The organism is uncultured Amphritea sp. (genome assembly GCF_937127095.1).
Taxonomy (GTDB): domain Bacteria; phylum Pseudomonadota; class Gammaproteobacteria; order Pseudomonadales; family Balneatricaceae; genus Amphritea.
The window spans coordinates 1-23,824 of sequence record NZ_CAKZLP010000078.1; the positions used below are offsets into that span (position 1 = coordinate 1).

The 23,824-nt window shown below is 49.4% G+C and carries 22 protein-coding genes; 14 read left to right on the plus strand and 8 right to left on the minus strand.

The window, feature by feature from the left end; all coding sequences use genetic code 11:
• Positions 1 to 353 precede the first annotated feature (353 nt).
• Positions 354 to 1,124 (minus strand): IclR family transcriptional regulator, encoded by a 771-nt coding sequence (locus Q0499_RS20320; RefSeq protein WP_091352428.1) that lies wholly within the window; start codon positions 1,122 to 1,124, stop codon positions 354 to 356.
• Between the two features lie 323 nt (positions 1,125 to 1,447).
• Between Q0499_RS20320 and bhcA the strand changes: the two genes are divergently transcribed.
• From bhcA to Q0499_RS20345, 5 genes are all read left to right on the plus strand, one after another.
• Positions 1,448 to 2,629 carry an L-aspartate--glyoxylate aminotransferase BhcA gene (gene bhcA / locus Q0499_RS20325; protein ID WP_299203621.1) on the plus strand — a complete coding sequence of 394 codons (1,182 nt, stop codon included), beginning with the start codon at positions 1,448 to 1,450 and terminating at the stop codon, positions 2,627 to 2,629.
• Positions 2,630 to 2,650: 21 nt separating this feature from the next.
• Positions 2,651 to 3,628 (plus strand): beta-hydroxyaspartate dehydratase BhcB, encoded by a 978-nt coding sequence (bhcB, locus tag Q0499_RS20330; RefSeq protein WP_299203624.1) that lies wholly within the window; start codon positions 2,651 to 2,653, stop codon positions 3,626 to 3,628.
• Between the two features lie 22 nt (positions 3,629 to 3,650).
• The gene (gene bhcC, locus Q0499_RS20335; protein ID WP_299203626.1) at positions 3,651 to 4,808 is read left to right on the plus strand and encodes a 3-hydroxy-D-aspartate aldolase BhcC; all 1,158 of its coding nucleotides are present in this window, start codon (positions 3,651 to 3,653) and stop codon (positions 4,806 to 4,808) included.
• A 68-nt stretch (positions 4,809 to 4,876) separates the two neighbouring features.
• A complete protein-coding gene (bhcD, locus tag Q0499_RS20340) occupies positions 4,877 to 5,890 on the plus strand; it encodes an iminosuccinate reductase BhcD (RefSeq protein WP_299203630.1) in 1,014 nt (337 codons plus the stop codon).
• A 114-nt stretch (positions 5,891 to 6,004) separates the two neighbouring features.
• Positions 6,005 to 6,859, plus strand: coding sequence for an isocitrate lyase/phosphoenolpyruvate mutase family protein (locus Q0499_RS20345; RefSeq protein ID WP_299203633.1), 855 nt, complete (start codon positions 6,005 to 6,007; stop codon positions 6,857 to 6,859).
• A 7-nt stretch (positions 6,860 to 6,866) separates the two neighbouring features.
• On the opposite strand, the gene Q0499_RS20350 is transcribed toward Q0499_RS20345, so the two are convergent.
• Positions 6,867 to 7,511 (minus strand): HAD hydrolase-like protein, encoded by a 645-nt coding sequence (locus tag Q0499_RS20350; RefSeq protein WP_299203636.1) that lies wholly within the window; start codon positions 7,509 to 7,511, stop codon positions 6,867 to 6,869.
• Between the two features lie 655 nt (positions 7,512 to 8,166).
• On the opposite strand from Q0499_RS20350, the gene Q0499_RS20355 reads away from it, so the two are divergent.
• Positions 8,167 to 8,604 (plus strand): heme-binding protein, encoded by a 438-nt coding sequence (locus Q0499_RS20355; RefSeq protein ID WP_299203639.1) that lies wholly within the window; start codon positions 8,167 to 8,169, stop codon positions 8,602 to 8,604.
• 70 nt (positions 8,605 to 8,674) lie between these two features.
• Here the strand turns inward: Q0499_RS20355 and Q0499_RS20360 are convergent, their stop codons facing one another.
• The 6 genes from Q0499_RS20360 to puuE all read right to left on the minus strand — a co-directional run bounded on the left by Q0499_RS20360 (position 8,675) and on the right by puuE (position 13,856).
• Positions 8,675 to 9,310 (minus strand): TetR/AcrR family transcriptional regulator, encoded by a 636-nt coding sequence (locus tag Q0499_RS20360; protein ID WP_299203642.1) that lies wholly within the window; start codon positions 9,308 to 9,310, stop codon positions 8,675 to 8,677.
• A 233-nt stretch (positions 9,311 to 9,543) separates the two neighbouring features.
• Positions 9,544 to 10,719 (minus strand): urate hydroxylase PuuD, encoded by a 1,176-nt coding sequence (locus Q0499_RS20365; protein ID WP_299203645.1) that lies wholly within the window; start codon positions 10,717 to 10,719, stop codon positions 9,544 to 9,546.
• Positions 10,720 to 10,823: 104 nt separating this feature from the next.
• A complete protein-coding gene (locus Q0499_RS20370) occupies positions 10,824 to 11,342 on the minus strand; it encodes an ureidoglycolate lyase (protein ID WP_299203648.1) in 519 nt (172 codons plus the stop codon).
• 59 nt (positions 11,343 to 11,401) lie between these two features.
• Positions 11,402 to 12,388 carry an allantoicase gene (alc, locus tag Q0499_RS20375; protein ID WP_299203651.1) on the minus strand — a complete coding sequence of 329 codons (987 nt, stop codon included), beginning with the start codon at positions 12,386 to 12,388 and terminating at the stop codon, positions 11,402 to 11,404.
• Positions 12,389 to 12,414: 26 nt separating this feature from the next.
• Positions 12,415 to 12,936, minus strand: a complete 522-nt coding sequence (gene uraD / locus Q0499_RS20380; protein ID WP_299203654.1) for a 2-oxo-4-hydroxy-4-carboxy-5-ureidoimidazoline decarboxylase — start codon at positions 12,934 to 12,936, stop codon at positions 12,415 to 12,417.
• A complete protein-coding gene (gene puuE / locus Q0499_RS20385) occupies positions 12,933 to 13,856 on the minus strand; it encodes an allantoinase PuuE (RefSeq protein ID WP_299203656.1) in 924 nt (307 codons plus the stop codon). The genes uraD and puuE overlap by 4 nt, the downstream gene beginning before the upstream one ends.
• A gap of 363 nt (positions 13,857 to 14,219) precedes the next feature.
• On the opposite strand from puuE, the gene uraH reads away from it, so the two are divergent.
• The 8 genes from uraH to Q0499_RS20425 all read left to right on the plus strand — a co-directional run bounded on the left by uraH (position 14,220) and on the right by Q0499_RS20425 (position 23,820).
• Positions 14,220 to 14,573: a hydroxyisourate hydrolase gene (gene uraH / locus Q0499_RS20390; protein WP_299203657.1), complete on the plus strand. Its 354-nt coding sequence runs from the start codon at positions 14,220 to 14,222 to the stop codon at positions 14,571 to 14,573.
• A 667-nt stretch (positions 14,574 to 15,240) separates the two neighbouring features.
• Complete coding sequence (locus Q0499_RS20395; protein ID WP_299203659.1) at positions 15,241 to 15,369, plus strand: hypothetical protein; 129 nt, start codon at positions 15,241 to 15,243, stop codon at positions 15,367 to 15,369.
• A 134-nt stretch (positions 15,370 to 15,503) separates the two neighbouring features.
• Positions 15,504 to 15,803 carry a hypothetical protein gene (locus tag Q0499_RS20400; protein ID WP_299203661.1) on the plus strand — a complete coding sequence of 100 codons (300 nt, stop codon included), beginning with the start codon at positions 15,504 to 15,506 and terminating at the stop codon, positions 15,801 to 15,803.
• A 447-nt stretch (positions 15,804 to 16,250) separates the two neighbouring features.
• Complete coding sequence (locus Q0499_RS20405) at positions 16,251 to 18,134, plus strand: diguanylate cyclase (protein ID WP_299203663.1); 1,884 nt, start codon at positions 16,251 to 16,253, stop codon at positions 18,132 to 18,134.
• A gap of 435 nt (positions 18,135 to 18,569) precedes the next feature.
• Positions 18,570 to 21,320 (plus strand): AAA family ATPase, encoded by a 2,751-nt coding sequence (locus Q0499_RS20410; RefSeq protein WP_299203665.1) that lies wholly within the window; start codon positions 18,570 to 18,572, stop codon positions 21,318 to 21,320.
• Entirely contained in the window at positions 21,320 to 21,826 is a 507-nt protein-coding gene (locus tag Q0499_RS20415; protein ID WP_299203667.1) for a hypothetical protein, read from the plus strand. The genes Q0499_RS20410 and Q0499_RS20415 overlap by 1 nt, the downstream gene beginning before the upstream one ends.
• 87 nt (positions 21,827 to 21,913) lie before the next feature.
• The gene (locus tag Q0499_RS20420) at positions 21,914 to 22,477 is read left to right on the plus strand and encodes a hypothetical protein (RefSeq protein ID WP_299203670.1); all 564 of its coding nucleotides are present in this window, start codon (positions 21,914 to 21,916) and stop codon (positions 22,475 to 22,477) included.
• 2 nt (positions 22,478 to 22,479) lie between these two features.
• Positions 22,480 to 23,820: a hypothetical protein gene (locus Q0499_RS20425; protein ID WP_299203675.1), complete on the plus strand. Its 1,341-nt coding sequence runs from the start codon at positions 22,480 to 22,482 to the stop codon at positions 23,818 to 23,820.
• Positions 23,821 to 23,824 lie beyond the last annotated feature (4 nt).

Consider the following 23,824-nt stretch of genomic DNA (forward strand, 5'->3'; position numbering starts at 1 on the left):
CAGAACACAAACAGGGCTTCCATGCTGGGAGACAGCGTCATTTCCTGCTCAACCAGTACGGATAAGCCATCGATGGACTAGTGGATTACCTGTTAAACAACCTGAATGCACGAATCGGTGATCCAACAGGTTAGTATTCCCGCAACCAAAAGGGTCAAAGCCCTTAAACATAGCAAGCAGTGAAAAAACGCGACAGATTTATTTTGTGCAGCAAGTTATGCCTGTCAGGCGCTATCGATTTTCATCCTATTCGCTTAAGCACTTTAATTCGAAGCCCTGACCGTTATTTCCGATGTTTTTTCTAGCAGTCGCGGAGCGACGTTCTAACCACTAGCCAGCCGCGTAGCGGCGATCTAGCCACTGCTTTTCCCATACCCCAACTGTTCCGATATCGCATTGCCCGCCTGAACCAGCTCCCCGATCCATTCATCCCGGCGGCGGTCTATCGGGGCCGAGAGGGAGAGTCCGGCCACCGGCTGGTTGCTCTGATCGTAGATCAGTACGCCGATACAACCGACTCCGATCTCCGCCTCTTCATTATCCAGGGCATAGCCCCGTTGAGCTGATGTCAGACACTCCTCAGTCAGTGCTTCAAGGGAGTTAAAGGTATTACGGGTGTAGGCGGGCAGGTTGGTGCGCTGGGCATAACCGGCGATCTCCTGTTCACCACTGATGCCCAGCATCAGTTTACCGACGCCGGTGACATGCAACGGTGCCCGGCTGCCAACGATCTGCTGTACGTGCATCATGCGGTTGGGGGTGGCTTTTTCAAAGTAGATGACTACATCGCCTTCACGGATGGTGAGGTTGATGGTCTCGCCCAGCTTATCCCGCAGTTTTTCCATATAGGGCATCGCTACCGCCCGCAGGTCGATATCTGTATGCAGCCGATTACTCAGTTGCAATAACCGCTGTCCCAGTCGGTATTCACCAGCGCTGCTGCGCTCGACAAAACGGTTATCGATCAGCGAGTGAAGAATCCGGTGGGCGGTGGAGGGGTGTAGCCCGGCATCGGCACTCAGGACTTTCAGTTTCACCGGCTTTGAGTAACGGGAGATAACATCCAGCAGCAGTGTGGCCCGGTCGATAACCTGAATCCGGGCTTCTGGTTTTGTATCTGACATAGAGATCTCCTGTTAAGGGCTGATGTAACGGCTTGATGCTTTTTATATTGTGCAATTTTTAATGAAATTACCACATAGCAACAATAAAAAACTGTATTTCATAATATGAAATGCTTAGTTTTCAACCATTTTCACTATTTTATTCTTTTAATTTCAGTTAGTTAGTAAAAATAAACGGGAAAATAATTAAAATTTCATAATATGGAATATTTGCATATTGCGGAAGTTCTGCGTTGTTCTTATGGTGAATAACACTTAAGTCTTACTGCTTCAGACGATCCTGAGCAGAGTGCTTTTTCCAACACTTATAAAGAGTATTCACCATGACAGATCAGAATCCTGTTTTTATACCCGGCCCGACCAATATTCCTGATCGGTTACGTAATGCGATGCATCTCCAGACCCGCGATCACCGCGCGCCGGATTTTGTTGAAACATTCGCTCCGGTACTGCGCGACTGCAAACGTGTTTTTGGTACTGAGACTGGTGAAGTGATTACCTTCCCGTCCAGTGGTACCGGCGGTTGGGAAGCCTCTATCTGTAACACCCTGTCAGCGGGTGACAAAGTACTGATCGCCCGTTACGGGATGTTCTCTCACCGTTGGATCGATCTGTGCCAGCGCCACAATCTCGATGTTCAGGTTATTGAGTGTGCCTGGGGCAGCGGTGCACCGGCAGACAAGTTTGCCGAGGTGTTGAGTGCCGACAGTGGCCATGAGATTAAAGCGGTACTGGTAACCCACAATGAAACGGCGACCGGTGTTAAGAGTGATATCGCCGCCGTTCGTCAGGCGATGGATGCATCGAGCCATCCGGCACTGCTGTTTGTTGATTGCGTCAGCTCACTGGCATCGATGCCGTTTGAGATGGATGCCTGGGGCGTTGATATTGCGGTTTCCGGTTCGCAGAAGGGCTTCATGCTGAACACCGGTATGGCCATTCTGGGGGTTAGCCCGAAAGCGCTGGCCGCGATGGAGACGGCGACCCTGACCCGCACCTTCTTCGATTTTCGCGACATGATGGCGGCGAATGCCAACGGTGGTTTCCCTTACACGCCTCCGTTGCAGCTGATCTATGGCATGAAAGAGAGTCTGGCGATGCTATTTGAAGAGGGGCTGGAGAATGTCTATGCCCGTCATCACCGTCTGGCTGAAGGGGTGCGTAAAGCGGTTGACGCCTGGGAGCTGAAACTGTGTGCACAGTCGCCGGAGCTGTACTCCGATACGGTTAGCGCGATCTATGTACCGGAAGGCTTTGACAGCAACCAACTGACCGAACATGCCTTTAATGCCTACGGCGTTTCCTTCGGTATCGGTCTGGGGGAGATGAACGGTAAAGCGTTCCGCATCGGCCATCTGGGTTCGCTGACAGACGTTATGGTGTTGTCGGGTCTGGCGACGATTGAGATGGCGATGGCGGATCTGAATTACCCGATCACGCTGGGCTCCGGGGTTGCCGCCGCACAGGAATATTTTCGTAAGACTGCCAGTAAAAACTGTGCCTGAAGTTAATTTTTGAGGTATCCCATGACCGATATAACTGAACAGAAGATGACGATCCCCACCTATGATGATGTGCTGATCGCCCATGAACGGATTAAACCCTATATCCATGAAACGCCGGTACTGACCTCCCGTTTCCTCAACGAGCTGACCGGTGCAGAGTTGTTTTTTAAGTGTGAAAACCTGCAGAAGGCCGGGGCCTTTAAAGTACGCGGGGCATCCAATGCGGTGTTTGGCCTGACTGAAGCCGAGGCGGCGGTGGGGGTGGCAACTCACTCCTCCGGCAACCATGCGCTGTCGCTCTCCTATGCGGCGGGCCAGCGGGGCATTCCGGTGACGGTGGTCATGCCTCGCACCGCGCCCCAGGCGAAGAAGGATGCGGTGCGCGGCTATGGCGGCACCATCGTTGAGTGCGAACCCTCAACCAGTTCCCGCGAAGCGGTGTTTGCCGAGGTGGTGGCTGAATCCGGGGCTGACTTTGTTCACCCCTATAACGATCCACGGGTTATTGCCGGACAGGCGACCTGCTCCAAAGAGTTGCTGAGTCAGGTGGATAACCTGGATGCGGTGATCGCACCGATCGGTGGCGGTGGAATGATCTCAGGCACCTGCCTGACACTCTCCACCATCGCGCCCCAGGTGAAGATCTACGCCGCAGAACCGTTGAATGCGGATGATGCCGCCCGCTCTTTTAAAGCCGGTTACATCATTGCTGATGATGCGCCTGAAACCGTGGCCGATGGCCTGAAAGTACCGTTGAAAGACCTGACCTGGCACTTTGTCAGCAACCATGTCACCGATATTCTCACTGCCACCGAGGAGGAGATTGTCGAGGCGATGAAGCTGGTGTGGAAACGGATGAAGATTGTGATTGAACCCAGCAGCGCAGTGCCCCTGGCGACCATTCTGAAGAATCCGGAACTCTTCAGAGGCAAACGGGTAGGGGTCATTATTACCGGCGGAAATGTCGACCTCGACAAACTGCCATGGCTGAACAACTAAGAATTTTGACAGGAGAACACCAATGAATGCACAGAATGAATTGCACAATCTGGAAGTAGGGTACGACGTTCCGGCCATCCCGGGAATGGATGAAGCAGATATCCAGACACCCTGTCTGATTGTTGATCTGGATGCACTGGAGAAGAATATCCGCACCATGGGGGATTACGCTAAGCAGATGGGCGTGCGCCACCGGGTGCACGGCAAGATGCATAAATCCGTTGATATCGCGTTGTTGCAGGAAAAGCTGGGCGACAGTTGTGGCGTTTGCTGCCAGAAAGTGTCCGAGGCGGAAGTGTTCGCCCGTGGCGGTATTAAAGATGTACTGGTCTCGAATCAGGTGCGTGATCCGGCCAAGATCGACCGTATGGCGCGGTTGCCGAAACTGGGTGCCCGGACGATCTGTTGTGTCGATGACATTGACAATGTCGCGGAACTCTCTGCTGCTGCGCAGAAACATGGCACCCAGATTGAGTGTCTGGTTGAGATTGACTGTGGTGCCGGACGTTGTGGTGTGGCTGCGGGACAGCCGGTCGTGGATATCGCCCAGGCGATAGATGCAGCAGCCGGTCTGAAGTTTGCCGGTATCCAGGCGTATCAGGGCGCGATGCAGCATATGCAAAACTATAACGAGCGCAAAGAGAAAGTGGATATTGCCATTGAGATGGTGGCCCGTTCGGTACAGATGCTTAAAGCCGTTGGCCTGGAGTGTGACATCGTTGGTGGTGGTGGCACCGGTTCTTACTACTTTGAAGGTGCGTCCGGTGTGTATAACGAGTTGCAGTGTGGTTCCTACGCCTTTATGGATGCGGATTATCAGACGATTCATGATGAAAACGGTGAGCGGATCTCTGAGTTTGAAAACTCTCTGTTCATTCTTACCTCAATTATGAGTCACGCTAAAGCGGATAAAGCGATCTGTGATGCCGGTCTGAAAGCGCAATCGGTTGATAGTGGACTGCCCTACGTGTTTGGCCGGGATGATGTGGAATATATCAAGTGCTCCGATGAACATGGGGTGATCTCCGACCCGCGCGGTGCGCTGAAAGTAAACCAGAAGATCCGCCTGGTGCCGGGACACTGCGATCCCACCTGTAATGTCCACGATTACTATGTCGGCGTTCGCAACGGCAAGGTTGAAACCCTGTGGCCAGTATCCGCCCGCGGTAAGGCTTATTAAGGTCTTTAACCTCTACCCACAGATGTCCTTCGGGGCATCTGTTCAATACCTGATTAAGGAGAATATCTATGGGTGCTTCTGTTGAAGAGCTCTCCTCTGTTAACGCATTACCCGGAATTACTCTGGTATCCGAAGCGGTCTGTGAGCAGGTGGTGGGCCGCCCCGAGGCCTTCAGCGCCGTTGAAAGCGTGTTTGCGGCGATGGCCAGTGGTGCCGCGTATAACTTTCCCGTGGTGCGGGAAGCGATCGGTCACGCCGATGCCCTCTATGGTTTCAAATCCGGTTTCGACCGTGCCGGGATGGTGCTGGGGGTTAAATCCGGCGGCTACTGGCCGGGTAACGTCCATAAAAACCTGACCAACCATCAGTCCACGGTGATTCTGTTTGACCCGGATACCGGCCAACTGCGGTCGCTGGTGGGAGGCAACTATCTGACGGCCGTACGCACCGCTGCGGCGTCGGCGGTGTCTATCGCCCATCTGGCGCGTAAAGATGCCCGGGTGCTGGGGATGGTGGGTGCCGGACATCAGTCCACCTTCCAGTTGCGGGCCGCTCTTGAACAGCGCAACTTTGAAAAAGTGGTTGCCTGGAATCCCCATCCGGAATACCTGTCCCGACTGGCTGCCGTGTGTGAAGAGCTGGGTATGCCGTTTGCCGCCGTCGAGCGGGAACAACTGGGCGCCGAGGCGGATGTTATTATCACCATCACCTCAGCGTTTGAACCGTTGCTCATGAAGCAGTGGATTAAACCGGGAACCCATATCGCCTGTATGGGCACCGATACCAAAGGCAAACAGGAGGTTGATCCTGAACTGCTGGCGGTCGCTTCGGTCTTTACCGATGAGGTGGCGCAATCGATCAGTATCGGTGAAGCGCAGCATGCAGTCGCGTCCGGGTTGCTGAATGAAGCCGATATCACGCCGATAGGTGAGGTGATTAATGGCACACATTTGGGCCGTCGTGATGATCTTGAGATCACTCTGTTTGATGGCACCGGCGTAGGCCTTCAGGATCTGGCGGTTGCCTCTGCAGCGGTCCGGCTTGCGCAACAGCAGGGTCTGGCAGAGCAGGTTGTTCTGTAACCGCTGATTGGCTGTTAATCCGCGCAGATCCTTCTGTCTGTGTACTACGAACACTCCTTTCTTAATGGAAGGGGTGTTATTTCACGTTAACTTATTCAACGACAGGTACTGATAATGAGTTCTGCTGCGCGATTACGACTGCGTCAGCTGCTGGACAGTCAGCAGTGTGTCACATGCGCGTCTGTTTTTGATCCTCTGTCTTCAAGAATGGCGGATGATATCGGCTTCCAGGTCGGCATACTCGGTGGCTCAGTGGCCTCGCTGATGTCGCTGGGGGTACCGGATATCTATCTGCTAACCCTGAGTGAACTGGCGGATCAGGCACGCCGGGTGTGTCAGGCATCCGACCTGCCAGTGATTGTCGATGGCGATAATGGTTATGGCAACGCCCTCAATGTGATGCGCACCGTGGCTGAGTTGGAACATGCCGGCGCGGCAGTGATTACGATCGAAGATACGGTGATTCCCAGACCTTATAAACAACCGGAGCTGAACCTCAGTACGGTAGAAGAGGGATGCAGTAAATTGCAGGCAGCGCTGCAAGCGCGTAAAGATTCCAACCTGGCAATCTTTGCCCGCACCCATGGTCAGCAACCGCACCGGGAGCTGCTGCAACGGGTGGATGCTTACAGTCGCACCGGTGTTGATGGTATCTGTATTTTTGGTCAGGTATCGAAGGCGTTACTGGTGCAGCTGAACCAGGTGACCGATCTGCCGCTGATGCTAATTGATTATGCAGAGACTACGCTTTCTGCAGAAGAGATGATGCAGCTGGGTGTGCGTATCCACTTTAAGGGTCACCGCGCGTACGAAGACTCGGTTAAGGCGGTTTATCGGTCGTTGCTGCAACTGCATCAGGGGGCAGATTCAGACGCTGAACAGAGTGCCAAACAGCTGATCGGACGTTTTGCCCAACAGCAGGCGTTCAATATAGTGAGTAATGAATACCTCAATCCCGCTACGGGCTGAGTTAACCCTAACGGATCAGCAGATCCAGCAGCGCGGCAGGTTCGTGAATCAGATGGTCACTATTACTGCCGTTCAACTCCTCTGCTTCGCCATAGCCCCAGGTGACCGCGACTGAACTGAGACCATGTGCCCGGGCCGCCCGAATATCACTCTCTCTGTCGCCGATCATCCAATGGGCACTGTAGGGTTGTGGGTGATGTTTGATCAGTTCACCCAGATGCTCTGTTTTATCGCTTTTTCCACCGCTGAGTTCACTGCCGTGAACCGCTTCAAACAGCTTAGCCAGCTGCGCATCCTGCAACAACCATTCAGCCTGTGGCTGGGGTTTTACTGTCAGTACCCGTAACCGTAATCCGGCATCAGAAAGTTGCTGTAACAGATCCCTGATACCGGGATAGACCGTATAGTTTCTGATCCCCTGTTTTAAATAGTGCTGGCGAAAGCGGATCACCGCATCCTCAATCAGAGGCACCTCTGCGGTGTTCATCAGTCGGGCAAAACTGTCACGAATAGGCGGACCAAAGCAGCGTTGTAACTGCTCTGGGGAGGCCTGTGGATAACCGAGGCCAGCGAGCGCGTTCTGGATCGATTCGGCAATCCCTCTTTGAGAATCGAGCAGAGTGCCATCAAGATCGAAAAATACAGTGTTCATAGTGGGGCTTAATCTTCCGCTATATCGGGTTACAAAAACAGAGGGGGTTATTGTACACAATTTTTAACATCGTAGTCCGAGGTCTGAGCGCTTCGCTTGCCTTAGGTCCGAACGCTGCGCTTGTCCGAGGTCCGAAAAAGCGTAGGGCGGTGCTTTCGTATGTAGGCGGCGCGCGGTTGTTACTGCGAAGAGCTCAATCATCGTAGGATGCAGCTTCTACACAACCAAGCCGTTGAGGTAACGGCTAGTGTAGGAGGCGCGCCCTCGCGGCGATGGTCTGGGCAGGCAATGTGTTCAATCGAAGCTCCCATAATCAAACCGATACCTATAAAAGAGGTAAAAAAAAAGACCATCAACACGCTGATGGTCTTAAATCCCTCGAAGGGGGAGTCAACAAGAATCCCACCGTAAATGGATAGGTTTACGGTGAAGACAGTTCATAGTGCTTAATCCTGACTTTTTAGTCAACTTTTTGTCCGGTAATTGAGTTTCACTATGCGGCAACAATATATTGATTGTTTTGTATACAATAACTTGGTCTGAATGTATGTTTTATCACTATATCCGTTTTATAAACAACGCTATGAACGCAGCTGTCAGTACGGAGCGATCAGATTTTCAAAATAATAAAATTAACATCTCAGAGGTAATACTGATGGTCAGACTTGATCTTGAAAGTTCGATAGCGATAACTCAGGCGGCATTTGGTAAAAGTCGTGAGCTGAGTGCGTCGCCGTTAACGGTGGCGATTCTGGACAGCGCCGGTAAATTGATCTCACTGCAGCGCCAGGATGGTTCGAGTATGCTGCGCCCCGACATCGCCATCGGCAAGGCGTGGGGTGCGGTGGCGATGGGTAAATCCTCCCGCGAACTGGGCCGGGATGCGCTGGAACGGCCCGCGTTTATCGCATCGTTAACCACCCTGGCGCAGGGACATCTGGTGCCGGTGGCGGGCGGTGTGCTGGTGCGTAACAGTGACAATGAAGTGGTCGGCGCTGTGGGTATCAGTGGGGATCTGTCTGATGTGGATGAGCTGTGTGCGATTACCGGAATTCAGGCCGCAGGACTGATCGCCGATGCCGGTGCTGTTTAAAATGTAATGCTTGAGTGAAACCGACAAAGCCTCCGACTAGTCCTCCAAACAGTCGGGGGCTTTTTGTTATTCAGGCTTTTCTTAACGCATGGGTGACCAGCGCCTGTACGCCACAACCCTTCAATATCAGCTGGATAAGCTGCTCTGCGGCGATATCGTAGTCTCGCTGACTCATCTTCTTTTTGCCGGTGACGCGGGTTATCTGCCAGTCAAAGTCCGCATAGGTCTGGGTTGAGGCCCAGATGGTAAACAGCAGGTGGTGTGGGTCAACCGGATCCATCAGTTCCCGGTCGATCCAGGACTGAATCTTGTCACTGCTCACCCGGGTCTGCTCCATCATCTGTTCGGCGATATCATCGGGCAGATGAGGCGCGCCGTGCATGATCTCGCTGGCAAACACTTTGGAGGCGTGGGGGTGCTGTTGAGACACCCTGATTTTGGCACGGATGTACTGTTCTAACACCGTGGCCGGATCATCATCCTGATAAAAGGGGGTTGCTGCCTGCAGCAGGGGGTCGATAACGCTTTCAATAACGCTGCGGTAGAGGTTTTTTTTACTTTTAAAATAGTAGTAAACGTTCGCCTTGGGCAAGCCCGCATGTTCGGCGATATCGATCGTTTTGGTCGCAGCATAACCCTGTGCGGCAAAGATTTCACTGGCCGCCTGAATAATCAGTTCGCGGTTACGCTCGCGTATTTTAGCCATTAATTACTGAGTTCCTTTTTCTTATTATTTTAACTGTAGGTTAAATTGCGGGGCAATGTTAGCACCCGGAGTAAACCCGGCTCAAGTGCGTTAGATCATGTAAGTGGATGGTGTCGCTGAAGCGGTGCTGTAAGTTCAGGCTGATGCTGGCTAAAACAAAAAAGCCCCGCAGGGTTTACGGGGCTTATTTGAGAAGCGTTTGTCTCGATCTCTGTTACAGAGGTGACAGACCGTTATTTTGTCAGTGCGCCCTGAGCGATCCAGGTGCCCAGCAGATCCCGTTCCTGCTGGGTCATCTGGGTAATGTTACCCAGAGGCATCGCCTGAGTGGTAATCGCCTGAGCCTGAATTCGGGGAGCCAGAATCTGGATCTGCTCCGGGGTATCCATCATCACACCCAGTGGCGCGGCAGTGAACCCAGCGAACGTGGGGGTTGCTGAATGGCACACGGTGCAGCGTTGATCAATGATCTGCTTAACCTGGGTAAAGCTGACCTGGGTGTCTGACTTTTCAGCGGTTTTCGGTGCGGTGACAAATGCCAGTGCGATCATCCCCAGCGCGGCGGCTGGAATGGTCCAGACAAATTTCTGGCTTGCGTGACGGGTATTAAAGTAGTGACGTACCAGTACGCTCAGCACTGCAAGCCCTGCCAGAATCGCCCAGTTATACTCAAAGCTGTAAGTGCTGGGGAAGTGGTTGCTGATCATAATGAACAGCACCGGCAGAGTGAAGTAGTTGTTATGCCGGGAGCGCAGTAAGCCTTTAGCGGGCAGTGCAGGATCGGGTTCACGACCGGCTTCAATCGCACCGACCAGATCGCTCTGTGCGGGCATGATGATAAAGAACACGTTGCCCACCATGATGGTGCCGATAATCGCACCAATATGGATGAACGCCGCACGACCACTGAACACCAGTGTGAACGCCCAGGCGGCAGCAACCAGCAGGACAAACAGGACCAGACCCAGCAGTGCGGGTTTTTTCCCTAGTGGTGAATCACACAGGGTGGTATAGATAAACCAGCCCGCTACCAGACTTGCCACGCTGATGCCGATGGCCGCCGCTGAACTCAGATCACTGCCCGGGGCCACCAGATAGAGTTGGGCGTTGAGGTAATACACCACCGCCAGCAGGGTAAAGCCGGAGAGAAAAGTGGCATAGGCTTCCCACTTAAACCAGTGCAGTTCTTCCGGCATTTCAGGCGGTGCCAGTTTATATTTTGTCAGGTGGTAGATACCACCCCCATGGATCGCCCACAGGTCACCGGATAATCCTTCCTTAGGATTGCGGCGGTCCAGATGGTTTTCCAGCCAGATAAAATAGAAGGATGCGCCGATCCAGGCGATTCCGGTAATCATATGCACCCAACGTACGGCCAGGTTTAACCATTCAGTGATATGGGGATCCATGGTTTACTCCTCATATAGTGACGCTCATAGCTTTCGCTAAAGGCCAACGATGTTAATGTTCTGTTGTGCTTCGGTTGTGACTGCCTGCTTATCAGTGATCTGACTCAAGCACTATTCTTAAGCACTATCTCGGTTGCTTCAGCAAAGTAATATTCATCACAGTTGTTGCCTTCACCCTCGCGGTCGACCACCAAAAAGTCATCTTCCGCTTCGCAACTTAACACCGGGTGATGCCAGACGCCGGGGTGGTAATTAATCCCCTGGCTGCCATCGGTGATAAAGGCGCGGATCTTATCCGTTTGCGGACTCTCGTCGGGTTCAGCGACGATAATCAGAAACGGGTGCTGCTTTAGGGGAATAAACGCCTGACTGCCAAACGGATGCCGCTCCAGCAGTTTAACCCGCAACGGCATCTCCAGACCCTGTGCCCGGAAGATACTGATAATGCCGCGATCTCCCGCTTTACCCAGCATCACCTCGGCTAAACGGTGAAAGCGCTGGGTCGAACCGTTATTGATCATGAAAAAATCACGATCCCGGGTCTCAATCACCGTCCCATAGGGGGCAAACGCGGCTGCAGTCAGTGGTTCCGGTGTGAGTATCAGCCTAGTTTGTTCAGTCATTTAAAACACCTTAGTTCTGAGTTCTGAGTTCTGAGTTCGTAGCTCTTAGTCCGTAGCTCTTAGTCCGTAATGCGGCCAAACAGTCGCAGCCGGCTGACGCCACCATCCGGGAAGATATTCAGCCGGATATGGCTGATCGGTCCCAGCGCCTTAATCTGTTCACTGAATTCATGTTCCTGGTGCATCTCAAGTTTTTGCGACGGCAGTAACTCTTTCCAGAACAGGCTCTGAGTTTCGATCTGTTCATCCGTACCGCCTTTAACAAAAGCGGCCTGAATGGAGCAGCTGTCCGGGTAGTTACCCTTAAAGTGCAGGGTATCCACCACGATACGGCTGATCTCGCCCGGATGTCCCAGGGCGACAATCACCCAGTCATTGCCCGGGGTGCGGCGACGGGCGGTTTCCCAGCCATCGCCCATATTGATCGCGCGTCCTGGGTTTAGAATATTATTCTTTTTACCAAAATGCTCGTCACTACAGGCCAGCGCCCGGCCACCGTTGAGGGAAGATGCCAGATCGATCTCCCGGTCGCTGCTGATATCAGACCAGTTCAGATAAGGGGTGCCATAAACACGTAAACGGGCAACACCGCCATCCGGGAAGATATTGAAACGGATGTGGGTCCAGGGCTGATCACTGTTAATGGCGTGCAGATGCTGGCTGTTTCCGTTGAGGCTGACAGCGCCCAGCAGTTCGGTCCACTCAGCATCATCCGCCGGATCACCGTTTTCACAGAAACAGGCTTCCAGTGATGCGGAAGGCGGGTAGTTGCCAGTGAAAAACGAGGTATCAATATCAACCCCTTTAATCACGCCAGGCACACCCAGACGGATGATCGTGTAGTCATAGCCTTCAAAGCGCTTACGGCGGGATTCCCAGCCATCCATCCACTTACCATTGTCGTCAAAAACACCCTCTTTCCAGACCGGTGCTTCCGGTTGCAGCATACGGTCGACGGCGGCAAACCAGTCGTCGGTTACAAAGATCGCTTTACTGCCCAGACGGGCGTCTGCCAGGTTAATGTACTTCTCAAATGTTGTTGTCATTATTTTACTCGTCTAGCTTAAATAGGTTACATAGCTTCCAGTCGGAACTGCGCTATTTTGTTGATTTCCTGCAATGCCCGGCTGAACTCTTGCTCGGGATTGTTATGGATGCGCTCCTCAAAGGAGGCCAGAATCTGGTGCCGGTTACTGCCCTTGACCGCCATAATGAACGGAAAGCCAAATTTTGCTTTATACGCATCATTCAGTTGAGTAAAACGGGCGAACTCTTCGGCGGTGCACTCACTGATGCCCGCTCCGGCCTGTTCTGAGGTTGAAGATTCAGTCAGCTCACCCGCAACAGCGGCTTTTCCGGCAAGGTCCGGGTGAGCATTAATCAGATCCAGCTGAGATTGTTGATCAGACTCAAGCAAGATCTTTGCCATGCGTCCATGCAGGGCCTCTATCTGGTCGAAATGTTCATCTATTCCCAGATCGTATGCCTGTTCAGCCACCCAGGCAGAGTGCTCATAGATGTCAGCAAATGTGACGATAAAGGCTTCGCGACTCATCTGGCTCGGGGTGCAGCTTTGAAACTGAGCGTTACTCATGATGCGGTCTCCGGGTTAAATGGGTGCTCGGTGTGCCAGTGTTTGGCAATATCGATCCGGCGACTGAACCAGACCTGTTCGTGGCTCTGGGCATATTGAATAAACCGTTCCAGTGCGGCGATCCGCGCGGGACGTCCAATCAGGCGGCAATGCAGACCGATAGAGAGCATTTTTGGTGCGTCGGCCCCCTCTGCGTACAGGGTATCGAAACTGTCTTTCAGATATTGGTAAAACTGTTCGCCACTGTTGAAACCCTGTTGCGTGGCAAAACGCATATCGTTGGTGTCCAGGGTATAGGGGATCACCAGATGGCCTTTACCCTGATTGTTAACCCAGTAGGGCAGGTCATCATCATAGGTATCGGAGTCATACATAAAGCCGCCTTCCTCCATCACCAGCTTACGGGTGTTGGGGCTGGTGCGACCGGTGTACCAGCCCAGTGGACGCTGACCGGTGACCCTGGTGATCACATCGATGGCACGCATCATATGCTCACGCTCTTCGGCCTCATCAAAATACTGATAGTCGATCCAGCGATAACCGTGGCTGCAGATCTCATGACCCGCTTCAACCATCGCTTTAGCCACCTCCGGGTGTCGTTCAATCGCCATCGCCACGGCAAAAATAGTCAGGGGGATATCATATTTACTAAACAGTTTCAGCACGCGCCAGACACCGGCACGGCTGCCGTATTCATAGCAGGACTCCATGCTCATATGACGCACGCCGGGCAGTGGCTGTGCCCCCGGCATCTCCGACAGAAACGCTTCGGACTCGCTGTCACCATGTAAAATGCAGCGTTCGCCACCCTCTTCATAGTTAAGAACAAATGATATAGCGATACGGGCCTGTCCGGGCCAGTGCGGATGCGGCGGGTTGCAGCCATATCCGATCAGATCACGAGGATAGTCATTGTTCACGGGGGCACTCCTTAACGATACTGTAAACGTGTATTGGATTAGACTGTCTTGGATAAGATAATGAATCAATCCAAACCGGTATGCAATCATTGTATACAATAAAATTTACAGATAACAAGTTGAAAGCGGCAATTAATTCCCGCGTTTCAGTATTAAATGGTGACTAAAGGTCACAGTATCCCTTAAGGATCAAAGGGTTCAGGCTTTGATTTCATTATGTGATAATGTCATAGAAATAATGTATACAATTATTCTAAAAATTGTCTTTAATTGTTGTTTTGGCTGTTTTATAGTGTACTCATCTGCAGATCAGTTTAGCCTGATCCGTTAACCGGTAAATAGAACACAGAGGATGAATGACTCATGGGTTATCTGACAACACATGTGCTGGACTCAGCTCACGGCTGTCCCGGCAGTGAAATACCCGTCGCGCTCTACCGTATCAGCGACACCCGCCGCGAACTGCTACACACCACCCTGACCAACGACGATGGCCGCTGCGACCAGCCGGTGCTGGCAGGTGACGATTTCAAAGCGGGCGTCTACGAACTGGTTTTCAGTGTCGGCAGCTATTACCGTCAAAAGGGCGTTGAACTGCCTGAGCCTGCTTTTCTCGATGATGTGGTGCTGCGCTTCGGGATCGCCGATGAAACTGAGCACTACCATGTGCCGCTGTTGATCTCGCCTTACAGCTATTCGACGTATCGCGGGTCTTAACGGCAGTCGCTAGACGTCGCTTCGCGGATAATAACTTCAGTCGCTAGACGTCGCTTCGCTCCTTGCTAGTTGTTAGAAAAAGCGTTTTAAGAGCCGTAGTTCGTGGCTTGTTGCTGGACTTGTGGGAGCGACGCTAGCATGCCCTCTGGGTACCTCGTCGCGATTGGAATTACTGCCGCACTTATTTGGGGGACTCGCCCTCACGACTGTTTCTTGATCAGACCTATCTACAGGGGCTGGCAATGGTATCTGTTCTATTGATTCGTGAACGTCATGCAAGAGACGTTTTCGAAGGATGTCACTCCTCTATCAAAGTTGAAGATTAACTCCGGAAAAAAATCGTTGGCCGAGCCCAGGGTAGGTATCGTCCAATCCTGCTTGCCAGCCGTTGACGTGGTATAGCTGTTGTTCAGGGGCTTGAAGATTATGAGAGAACCGCTGAGTAACTGAGGTTTATAAAGGCTGTGGCGCAAGGACTCATGGTTGATCGTGAGGGCAATACCGTATCTTTGGCGGACGCTAAAAAAACACTGAGCATCAAGAAAAGGAATTACGCATCGCACATTCTTCCCTTGAGGATTTGCAGGCAGTTCAGTCATACTACATCGAGCAAGATGTACCACATATTGGTGATGAGTAGGTGACGGCTATTCTGGAGCATTCGCGAATGCTGAAGCATCACCTGGAAGCTGGCCGGGTTGTTCCTGAATTCAATCCTGATCATATTCGTGAGTTGATTTACTCGCCTTTTCGCAGCGGCTGTATCACCGCTGATGGTATGTGTTTTCAAATATAAAAGAGGATTTTGTCATCAACGAGAAACATAATTCTAACGCCACTCGCCGAAATCCCTGGGTTTTTATTGGTGTCATCCTATTCATATTGATACTTCTTGGGGTTGCAGTAACGTCGATACCTAAAGGTTTTAAGATGACCCATGAGCAAATAGGTACCGGCTTGCCGGCTCTGGTGTTTGTCTATGATCCAAATCTTGCAGTTAGCATAAGTCAGACTGAGCAAATGAATAAAGCTCGTGATCAGCTTAGTGACCAAGCTTTCTTTCTCATCGCCAAAATTAACACCCCAGAGGGAGAACAGCTTATCGCTGAACACCTAGCCAGCCCTGCGGAGCTTTTGCTCTTTGATGCATCAGGGAAGCTGATTAAAAGGGAGTTTGCTTTGATAAATTCTAGCGAACTAATCCAGTGGATCAGGGTAGGTGAGCCTTAATTCGGGCGAGCTGGATTTTATTCTTTTCAGTTTGCCACTAAGTCTTCGGCGATTTTCAAGGTAGGTGTCGTGCAAGTCTGTTAAGCCGCTTTTAGTTTATCTGGTTCTCCTGGTTCTCGTTCTGGGTTCAAGTAAACCCTCGGTGCCAACGACCCGTTCCTGATCTTTCCGCTCCAGCTCCTCATCAAGGCTAATCAGCCTGGCGTATCGACAGTTCACAATGGCCTTTACATCGTTGTTACAGATGATATATCCGGCGGTTCAGAGAAAAATGAGATGTCTCAAAATGGCGAATTGAAACGGATTAAGTGTGTGAATCAGTATAAACTGAGGTTGCAGTTTATCAGAGAGTATCGTTTCTCTGGGATTGTCATGATGCTGTATTTGATACACCTCAGACGTTAAATTATCCAACCGAATCGCACTTTCAGGCCTCTGATTATTATCATGGAAATTCCAGATTTTAGTATTATCAATAGCCGTTATGAAACGTACAAACGACGTCGTGAAGGTATTTTAAATGCGCTTACCGGGCGCCTTTTTGTGCTGTTGATGTTGCTATTAGTTAGCGCTCTTTGCCAGGCTCAGTCGCCGATTAGTCTGTCATCCAATATGAAGGGCGTCGGCACCGGGATGCATGTGCTTTATCTTGAAGATACCGCACATGCCTATACCCTGGAGCAGGTGCGAAGCGAGCCTCTGGCTTCGCGCTTTGCACCGTTGCCGGATGGCAAAAGTAACTTCGGTATTAGCCATTCCGATTTCTGGTTGCGTATTGATGTGCAGAACCGTGGTGAGAAATCGTTATTATGGCTGCTGGAAGTGGTTCACCCGCACTGGGACCGCGTGACTTTTTACACCGATGGGGCTGCGGTTCAGAGCGGTGGTGATCATCTTCCATTTGCTGATCGCGCGGTTGCCGCTGAGAGTAATCTTTATCCTGTGAATACACCACCTGGCGCTGTGCAACAGGTATGGATTCATCTCTCCTATGATCTGCCAGGGCTGGCAGAGACTCAGTTGTTGCTGTGGTCTCCTGACGCCTTTTCTCAGCACTATGCAAACCGATATTTTATTATCGGATCTTTCATCGGAATTGGAATTCTGGTGGTGTTCTATAATTTGCTGATCGGATTCTCCACAAGGATGCCTGAATATATTTGGTATACCCTTTATATTATGGCGGCAATGATGGCTCTGCTTTCCAGCACGGGTCTTGGTTATCGCTACCTGTGGCAAGGGAGTCCATGGTTTGCCGATTTTGCCCCGATAATATTTTCGTTACTGACTCTGGGGCTGGCTACCCAGTTTACACGCTGCTTCCTCAATACAAGAGAATCGCGCATCATTGACCGCTTGTTGCAATCACTCTTTCTTTTAGGCGGGCTCGCTCTGCTCTGCTATCTTCTGGGATGGCGCGGATATGCATTAAAGTTCACTCTGTTGTACGCACTGTTGACAGTATTATTTCCACTGATCGGGGTCTGGCAATACAAAAAAGGCCGGGAGGATGCAAGGTTTTATGTGCTTGGCTGGAGTGTCTGGAGCCTTGCCATATTGATTGCAGTGACGCGTAATATTGGCGTTATTCCGTCTGATTTTGTTACCAGCTTTTCACCACCGCTTGGTTTCTGTATTGAGGGAGTGCTTCTTTCCTTAGCGTTGGCAGACCGCATCAACTATCTCACGCAGCAAAAAGAGGCGGCTGAACTGTTACATATTACGCATCTTCAACAGGAACAGACGATGCTTGAACGACTGGTGGCTGAGAGAACTGTTGAACTCGAACACGCGGTAAAGCGCGCTGAGCTACTGGCACAGACCGATTCGTTGACGGGGGTATTAAATCGGCGTGCATTTTTTGAATACGGCGAGAAAGAGCTTGATCGAGCCAGACGTTTTCAAACGCCGCTGGCGGTGGTGATGATAGACCTCGATCTGTTCAAACAGATTAATGATAACTACGGCCATGCCTCGGGAGATAATGTACTGATTGCTGCAATCACTTCATTACAGACGATAACGCGCACTGTCGATACGTTCGGGCGTATCGGCGGAGAGGAGTTTGCTGCTCTTCTGCCGCAGACCAATTTAGAGGACGCTACCGACCTGGCTGAGCGACTGAGAGCCGGACTGGAGGCGATGGAGGTCAGGGTCGGTGAGATGACGGTTAACGTCACTGCCAGTTTTGGTGTGGCGGCTGTTGATGTAATGACAGAGTCGCTAGCCGAGTCTATGAAGCGTGCTGATGAGGCACTTTACCGGGCAAAATCCCGTGGCCGCAACTGTGTTGAGCAAGCTGAGGCTCCTGATCTTCTATCAAATATATGAAACGGGCGTTATTCACCGTTTTGGGGTGACGAGTGACTAGATTGTATTTTATTTTATATATGAATTAATTTAATATGGGCGTAACCCTTGTAAGGGTTTTTCTTCAAAGTACGGCCTTGATTATGATTTCATTAACTCATTGTATTTCTTGGTGGTTAGGTTGAACTTTTCTTCTGATATTGAAACGTCTGTTTTGATTTCCCGCATAAAAAAATGCGCTCTATATGAATATATGTATAGCAGTGCATAGAACGTAATTATGTCTATTTAAAACTGATTCCTGCATGTGCAGTTGCAACTGACCTCAGTGATGGCAGCAGGTTAAGTACCTACTTGTGTGTAAAAGACAGTTTTGGATTGATTGGCTGATGGTGTTGTCAGGCGGTATAGCTCTGGCAGCACATGATGTGTCACTAGTCATTAGGATAATTCAACATGCGTAAAATCTTATTGGGCGCAAAGTACTTTGCTCTTGAAGACAGTGCTCCATCGATAAATATCTCTCATATACAGCAGTCATTGAAGGGCTTAGCGTCTGCTGATCTTTCAGCCTATACCATGGTTTGCGGTCTCGTTGATGTAGATCCCTCTCAGGAAAAATCTGAACTTTTTTCATCTGAACTGCTGAATCAGATAGCGACCAAAGAGCGCGTTTCTTATGCGCCAGAGGTTCAGGTGCTTATTGCTGAATTAAGAGAGTCCGGTATTTCCTTTGAATCAGATATATCTGAACTGTATTTTAACGTCAGGAAAGGGCTTTATAAATCAGTTGTTTCAAGTTTAGCGGAAATGAGAGAGCTGCTTACCAGCCGGATTTTTGATCAGGATGAGGCGGTAGAAGCGGTCAGCGACGCTATTATGAGAATGGCCTGGGCGGAGAAGGCCAATCGCCCCCGCGCTATCTTTTCATTCCTGGGGCCTCCCGCTACAGGCAAAACCTATATGGCGGAAATACTCGGGATAGGTCTGCAGGGCTATAAAGTTAAGTCGTTCGATATGACTCAGCTCACCTCTGAAAAAGAGGGGTTTGCACTGGTAGGATTACGCAAAGGTTTTGAAAGTGCGGGTGTTGGCCAGCTGACTGAGTTTGTCAAAAGTAATCCCAAATCGATCATTATATTTGATGAGATTGAAAAGTCGCATTCTCGGGTACAGACTTCACTGTTGAGATTGCTGTCAGCCGGTTATCTGAAAGATGAGTACAGTGGTGAAGAGATAGATTTCAGAGAGACGATTATTATCTTTACGTCAAATCTTGGCAGCAGTCTATACAGTAATCGGACGTTTGCAGCTCAGACTGCGAGTAACCCTCATCAGGCTCGGGAAACCCTGATTCAGGTTATCCGCAAAGAAACAAAAATAGAAGGCGGTAATACTGTTGCGGCTATTCCCCCGGAATTATTATCCCGGCTAATCCAGGGCAGCGTGGTACTTTTCAAAAAGCTATCGATTGGGGGGTTATCCAACATTGCCACTCAGTTACTTGTTGATGATCGAAAGTCTTTCGAGAGTAAACTTGGGCTTACTGTAAAGTTTGATAATCTGGAAAAACTGGTTCAATTGTTAGTCCTTAGTTTTGCTCCGGCTTTTGATACACGTGAAATAAAATCACGTATTGGTGATCTTGCGTTTGATCCCATCACTGATTATTTATTGCAACATCAGGAGATTGATGTGGACGGTGTCACTCTGTCGCTGAGTGATAGTGTTGACTCTTTTCTTGCAAAACTTGATCTTGAAAAACTACCTAATCAACTAGCGACAAAACACCAACGACTATTTTTTGATTTTGAGATCCATGAGCAGGATCGTAGCTTAACGCTGCGATATAAGGATGTCAGAATCGAAAAGTTGGCAAATGCAGATGATTTTAATGATGCTTCGGGTATTCAGGTCGATCTGCCCGAGGTTTCGTTTGCGCAGATTGCGGGCCATCACAAAATTAAAGCCCGGCTAAAAGAAGTCGTCCATCTTATTAGAAAACAGGCGTATCTGGCTGAACAGGGTGTTCAATCGCCTAAAGGAATGCTGTTGTATGGGGTTCCCGGCACAGGGAAAACCTTATTGGCTAAAGCGTTTGCCCATGAGGCTGATCTGCCGTTTCTGTCTTGCTCCGGTAATGATCTGCTCAATGAAGATTTCATTCGTAAGCTATTTGCCAGAGCGCGTGAATATGCACCTTCGATTATCTTTATTGATGAGATCGATGCGTTGCCAAAACGGGGTGTAGCAGGCCCGCATGCTGATGCACTGGTTAACCGTATGCTGGTAGAAATCGATGGTTTCAGCGGCAATTCCGGTGATGTTTTTATTATTGCAGCAACCAACCGTAAAGAGCTGATCGATCCTGCGATATTACGTTCTGGCCGGATTGACTTACATTATGAAGTGCCTCAGTTGGATAAAGATGCCCGCAGTTGGTTTATCAGAAAGATGTTAGAGAAGGATATTTTTGATTCCAATATCGATCTGAATCAGGTGCTGGTGATGACTGCGGGTTTTAGCGGCGCAGATCTGCAAAAAGTCTCTCGCGAAAGCATTCTGTTTGCTCTGCGTGAGGGGATTAACAGAGTTGATCAGAACTGCCTTCAGGAGCAGATCAATATTCTGAAATATGGTCAGCCGCTGAACCTGGAAGACAGTCGTCAGCATCTCGAAGAGACTGCATATCATGAAGCGGCCCATGCTGTTGTCTCTTATATTCTGATGCCCGAACGGCGTATTGAGCAAATAACCGTTGTCGCACGCGCCGATTTTTTGGGAATGGTTTCTTACGATAGCGATCAGCGTCACGATTATACCCGGGAGTTTCTTTTCAATATGAGCTGTGTGTCCCTGGCGGGAAGGGCGGCTCAGGTAAAGAGGTTTGCTGACAAAGGTTTGGATAGCGGCGCTTCAGGTGATCTGAAGCAAGCGATGCATTATGCCTGGCTGGCTATCGGATGCTGGGGGATGGATGAGGCCCTTTATAACATCAATATTGAAGGGTTGAAAGAGTATACCGGGCATGTGGCTTATCAAGATAAAGTTGAAGAAAGGGTTGCTCAGTGGATAGCTGAAGCAACAGCAAACACCGAGCAGTTAGTCGAGCATCACTGGCGAAAAATTGAAGCCGTAGCTGAAGCTGTTTTGGATCACGAAGTGTTAGATCAAGCAATGTTACATAAGTTAATGGAGAAGTTTTAATGGCAATTACGTTAAGCAGAATTGAACAGTATATGGATACGTTAGGGATGAAGTATCAGAAGAAGGATGAAACGACTCTGCTGACCGGTGCAACGGATGAAAAGGGTCAGGTAATGATTGCCATTCAGTTGATGGAAGATGGCGAGTTTTTACTGATCCGGTCGGTCAAGCATTTAGATGACCTGGTAGAAGAGGCTAACGACGAGAAACGCGCGGCTCTGATGAGCTGGATGCTGTATCAAAACTATAAGAGCAAACTTGGCGCCTGGGAATATGATCCCTCGGATCATGATCACCATCTCAGTGTTACTTGTCCTATTGAGGATGGCGATTTAACATTCAAGCAGTTTACCCGTTTGTTGCAGGTTATTACTAATAGCTGTGAGGCTATTCCTGAAATGAAAAAATTGTTGGGACTTGTATCAGAAGAGATTGATCCTATCGAGCTTAAGCGGCGTGAGCTGCTGGCTCAGTTGGCCGCGCTGGATGGGAATAGCGGTATCTAATTAGTCGTTAATCAGTCGATATTTCAAGATCTAAGGTCATGCTTTTGTGTATGGCCTTATTTTTTACAATGTTTATAAGGGATAAATGTGGCAACTTCAATTAAACAGCTAGAAGCTATTCTGGATGATATCGGGTGGAAATATAAATCAAATCCGGGTGAAGATGGGAATGGCTATCTATATTCGGGCTTCCCTACAAAAGTGTATAAGGATCTGGATGGCGATAATTACGCTGCAGTATTGTTTTCTGTTCAGGAAAACGGTGAACTGATTAAGTTTATTGTGCCTAAACTTTATAACTGTGTCGATCGGAATAACCGTAAAGCATTTTTTGAAGTGGCTATTCGTAAATCCTATGAGAAGAAACTCTGTTTTTATGATTATGATCATCGGGATGGCGAGATCAGAATGATCGTCGACTTTCCTCTGGAAGATGCATCGTTGACAAAGAAACAAGTACAACGGGTAGTGAAAGCGTTGATCACCTTAATTGATGCTAATGATCCCGATATCAGAGCGGCAATAGATGAAGGCAAGTTACCGCTCATTGATTATAAATCTGATTTAACTCATGAAATTTCAAAGATGAATTCTGATCAGCAGTTAGAGTTGCTGGTTGATATTAAACGGCGCAATCAGAGTGTGAAATAGATATGTCTTTCTCGTCCAGAAAAAATCGTGAGTTTCGTGATTTCAAACTAGGGGTGATTTTTCTCCTGTTGATTGCTCTAGTCCTGTTTACGATGATCCTCTGGCTAGTCAGCCCTAAGGACATGCTGGATTTAGTCAACTTTGAACAATGGTCATCCGTCGCAGACTCGATTAATCTGATTATCGGCTTACCTATTGCGTTTGCCGGTGCTTATGTAGCTATTGCAATAGCCTCCCGTACAGCAGATATTTCTGCTCGTCAGCAGTCACAGGAGTTACATACTTATTATGAGGGACTGCACGAACAACTGATTGATAATTACTTCGCGATAACACAATCTGTCAATAGTCTGGTGTCGGCATCTAATCGCTTTGAAGAGGGGTTTTATTCGTTTCTGAAGCGTGAAACGGCTGCTAAATATTCAGTCATTAATTTCATTGATGATGAACATAAAGCCAGTTATATCCAGGAGATTCTTGAAACTAATAGAAACGGCATTACTGATGTATTAGATAAGCTTCATAGCGATATAAAATCACATATTCAGCAGCTTATTAATTCTATCGATATGTCTTTTAAGTATTCATCTATAAATGAAACATGGAATATCTCTGTACGGGCTCCGGGCAAAAAAATATTGCTTTTAGATGCATGCGAAAAGGGTTTTTTTAAAGGCCGTTTCATTGGTCATTCTAACTCAGAAAGCTGGCTTAGTGATGCGAAGAATGCGGTCATGGAACGTCTTGATTTACATGAAGTGAGCAACTCTCTTTCAAGATCGAATGAAAAAGTTCATCCTTTATTGCCGTTTTGTTTTTATATATCTGAACTTAACGAGTTAATGGAGAGTGAAGATCCCAATCTTGGGAGATGGAGTCCGGAAGTGCTATTGGCAGGGTACTTTTTGATGACGCATACATCGCCCAGTCAATCAGGTGAACGTGTGTATTTTAATACGGGAGCGCTTTTTCTGGCTGATCTGATTGATAACCTTCCTAGTTCTGAGCATATTAAATTTGCATTCTCACAGCGTTATCTTGAAACAGAAAAGATTCTCTATGGAACCAATGACACTGCAGGCGAAGAAGATCTTTACAGGATGGCGGAGAAGTCATATCACAGCCTCGGTAATGACAGCAAAATGCTGTTTTCAATGCTATCGAAAAATATCCAGTTGTCTCATTACTCGCCTCGTATTCGCAGTACTCGTAAAGTAATGGAGGACGTTCTTAGCCGTTATAAACCCGAAGATGACATTCCTTTGCTAAGTATCAAGTATGAGTTACTGAATTCCGCACCTGAAGGTGAGCCTTACAATAGCGCCAAGATTAGTCTCAAATAAAAGC

Bases quoted from the DNA above. Each gene is read 5' to 3' on its own strand.
- Q0499_RS20400 (WP_299203661.1), top strand. From the start codon at position 15,504: ATGACCCATGAGCAAATAGGTACCGGCTTGCCGGCTCTGGTGTTTGTC.
- Q0499_RS20345 (WP_299203633.1), top strand. From the start codon at position 6,005: ATGAGTTCTGCTGCGCGATTACGACTGCGTCAGCTGCTGGACAGTCAG.
- Q0499_RS20425 (WP_299203675.1), top strand. From the start codon at position 22,480: ATGTCTTTCTCGTCCAGAAAAAATCGTGAGTTTCGTGATTTCAAACTA.
- uraH (WP_299203657.1), top strand. From the start codon at position 14,220: ATGGGTTATCTGACAACACATGTGCTGGACTCAGCTCACGGCTGTCCC.
- Q0499_RS20320 (WP_091352428.1), bottom strand. From the start codon at position 1,124: ATGTCAGATACAAAACCAGAAGCCCGGATTCAGGTTATCGACCGGGCC.
- Q0499_RS20355 (WP_299203639.1), top strand. From the start codon at position 8,167: ATGGTCAGACTTGATCTTGAAAGTTCGATAGCGATAACTCAGGCGGCA.
- Q0499_RS20360 (WP_299203642.1), bottom strand. From the start codon at position 9,310: ATGGCTAAAATACGCGAGCGTAACCGCGAACTGATTATTCAGGCGGCC.
- Q0499_RS20395 (WP_299203659.1), top strand. From the start codon at position 15,241: ATGCTGAAGCATCACCTGGAAGCTGGCCGGGTTGTTCCTGAATTCAAT.
- Q0499_RS20415 (WP_299203667.1), top strand. From the start codon at position 21,320: ATGGCAATTACGTTAAGCAGAATTGAACAGTATATGGATACGTTAGGG.
- Q0499_RS20410 (WP_299203665.1), top strand. From the start codon at position 18,570: ATGCGTAAAATCTTATTGGGCGCAAAGTACTTTGCTCTTGAAGACAGT.
- Q0499_RS20405 (WP_299203663.1), top strand. From the start codon at position 16,251: ATGGAAATTCCAGATTTTAGTATTATCAATAGCCGTTATGAAACGTAC.
- alc (WP_299203651.1), bottom strand. From the start codon at position 12,388: ATGACAACAACATTTGAGAAGTACATTAACCTGGCAGACGCCCGTCTG.
- bhcC (WP_299203626.1), top strand. From the start codon at position 3,651: ATGAATGCACAGAATGAATTGCACAATCTGGAAGTAGGGTACGACGTT.
- bhcA (WP_299203621.1), top strand. From the start codon at position 1,448: ATGACAGATCAGAATCCTGTTTTTATACCCGGCCCGACCAATATTCCT.
- uraD (WP_299203654.1), bottom strand. From the start codon at position 12,936: ATGAGTAACGCTCAGTTTCAAAGCTGCACCCCGAGCCAGATGAGTCGC.
- bhcD (WP_299203630.1), top strand. From the start codon at position 4,877: ATGGGTGCTTCTGTTGAAGAGCTCTCCTCTGTTAACGCATTACCCGGA.
- Q0499_RS20365 (WP_299203645.1), bottom strand. From the start codon at position 10,719: ATGGATCCCCATATCACTGAATGGTTAAACCTGGCCGTACGTTGGGTG.
- bhcB (WP_299203624.1), top strand. From the start codon at position 2,651: ATGACCGATATAACTGAACAGAAGATGACGATCCCCACCTATGATGAT.
- Q0499_RS20370 (WP_299203648.1), bottom strand. From the start codon at position 11,342: ATGACTGAACAAACTAGGCTGATACTCACACCGGAACCACTGACTGCA.
- Q0499_RS20350 (WP_299203636.1), bottom strand. From the start codon at position 7,511: ATGAACACTGTATTTTTCGATCTTGATGGCACTCTGCTCGATTCTCAA.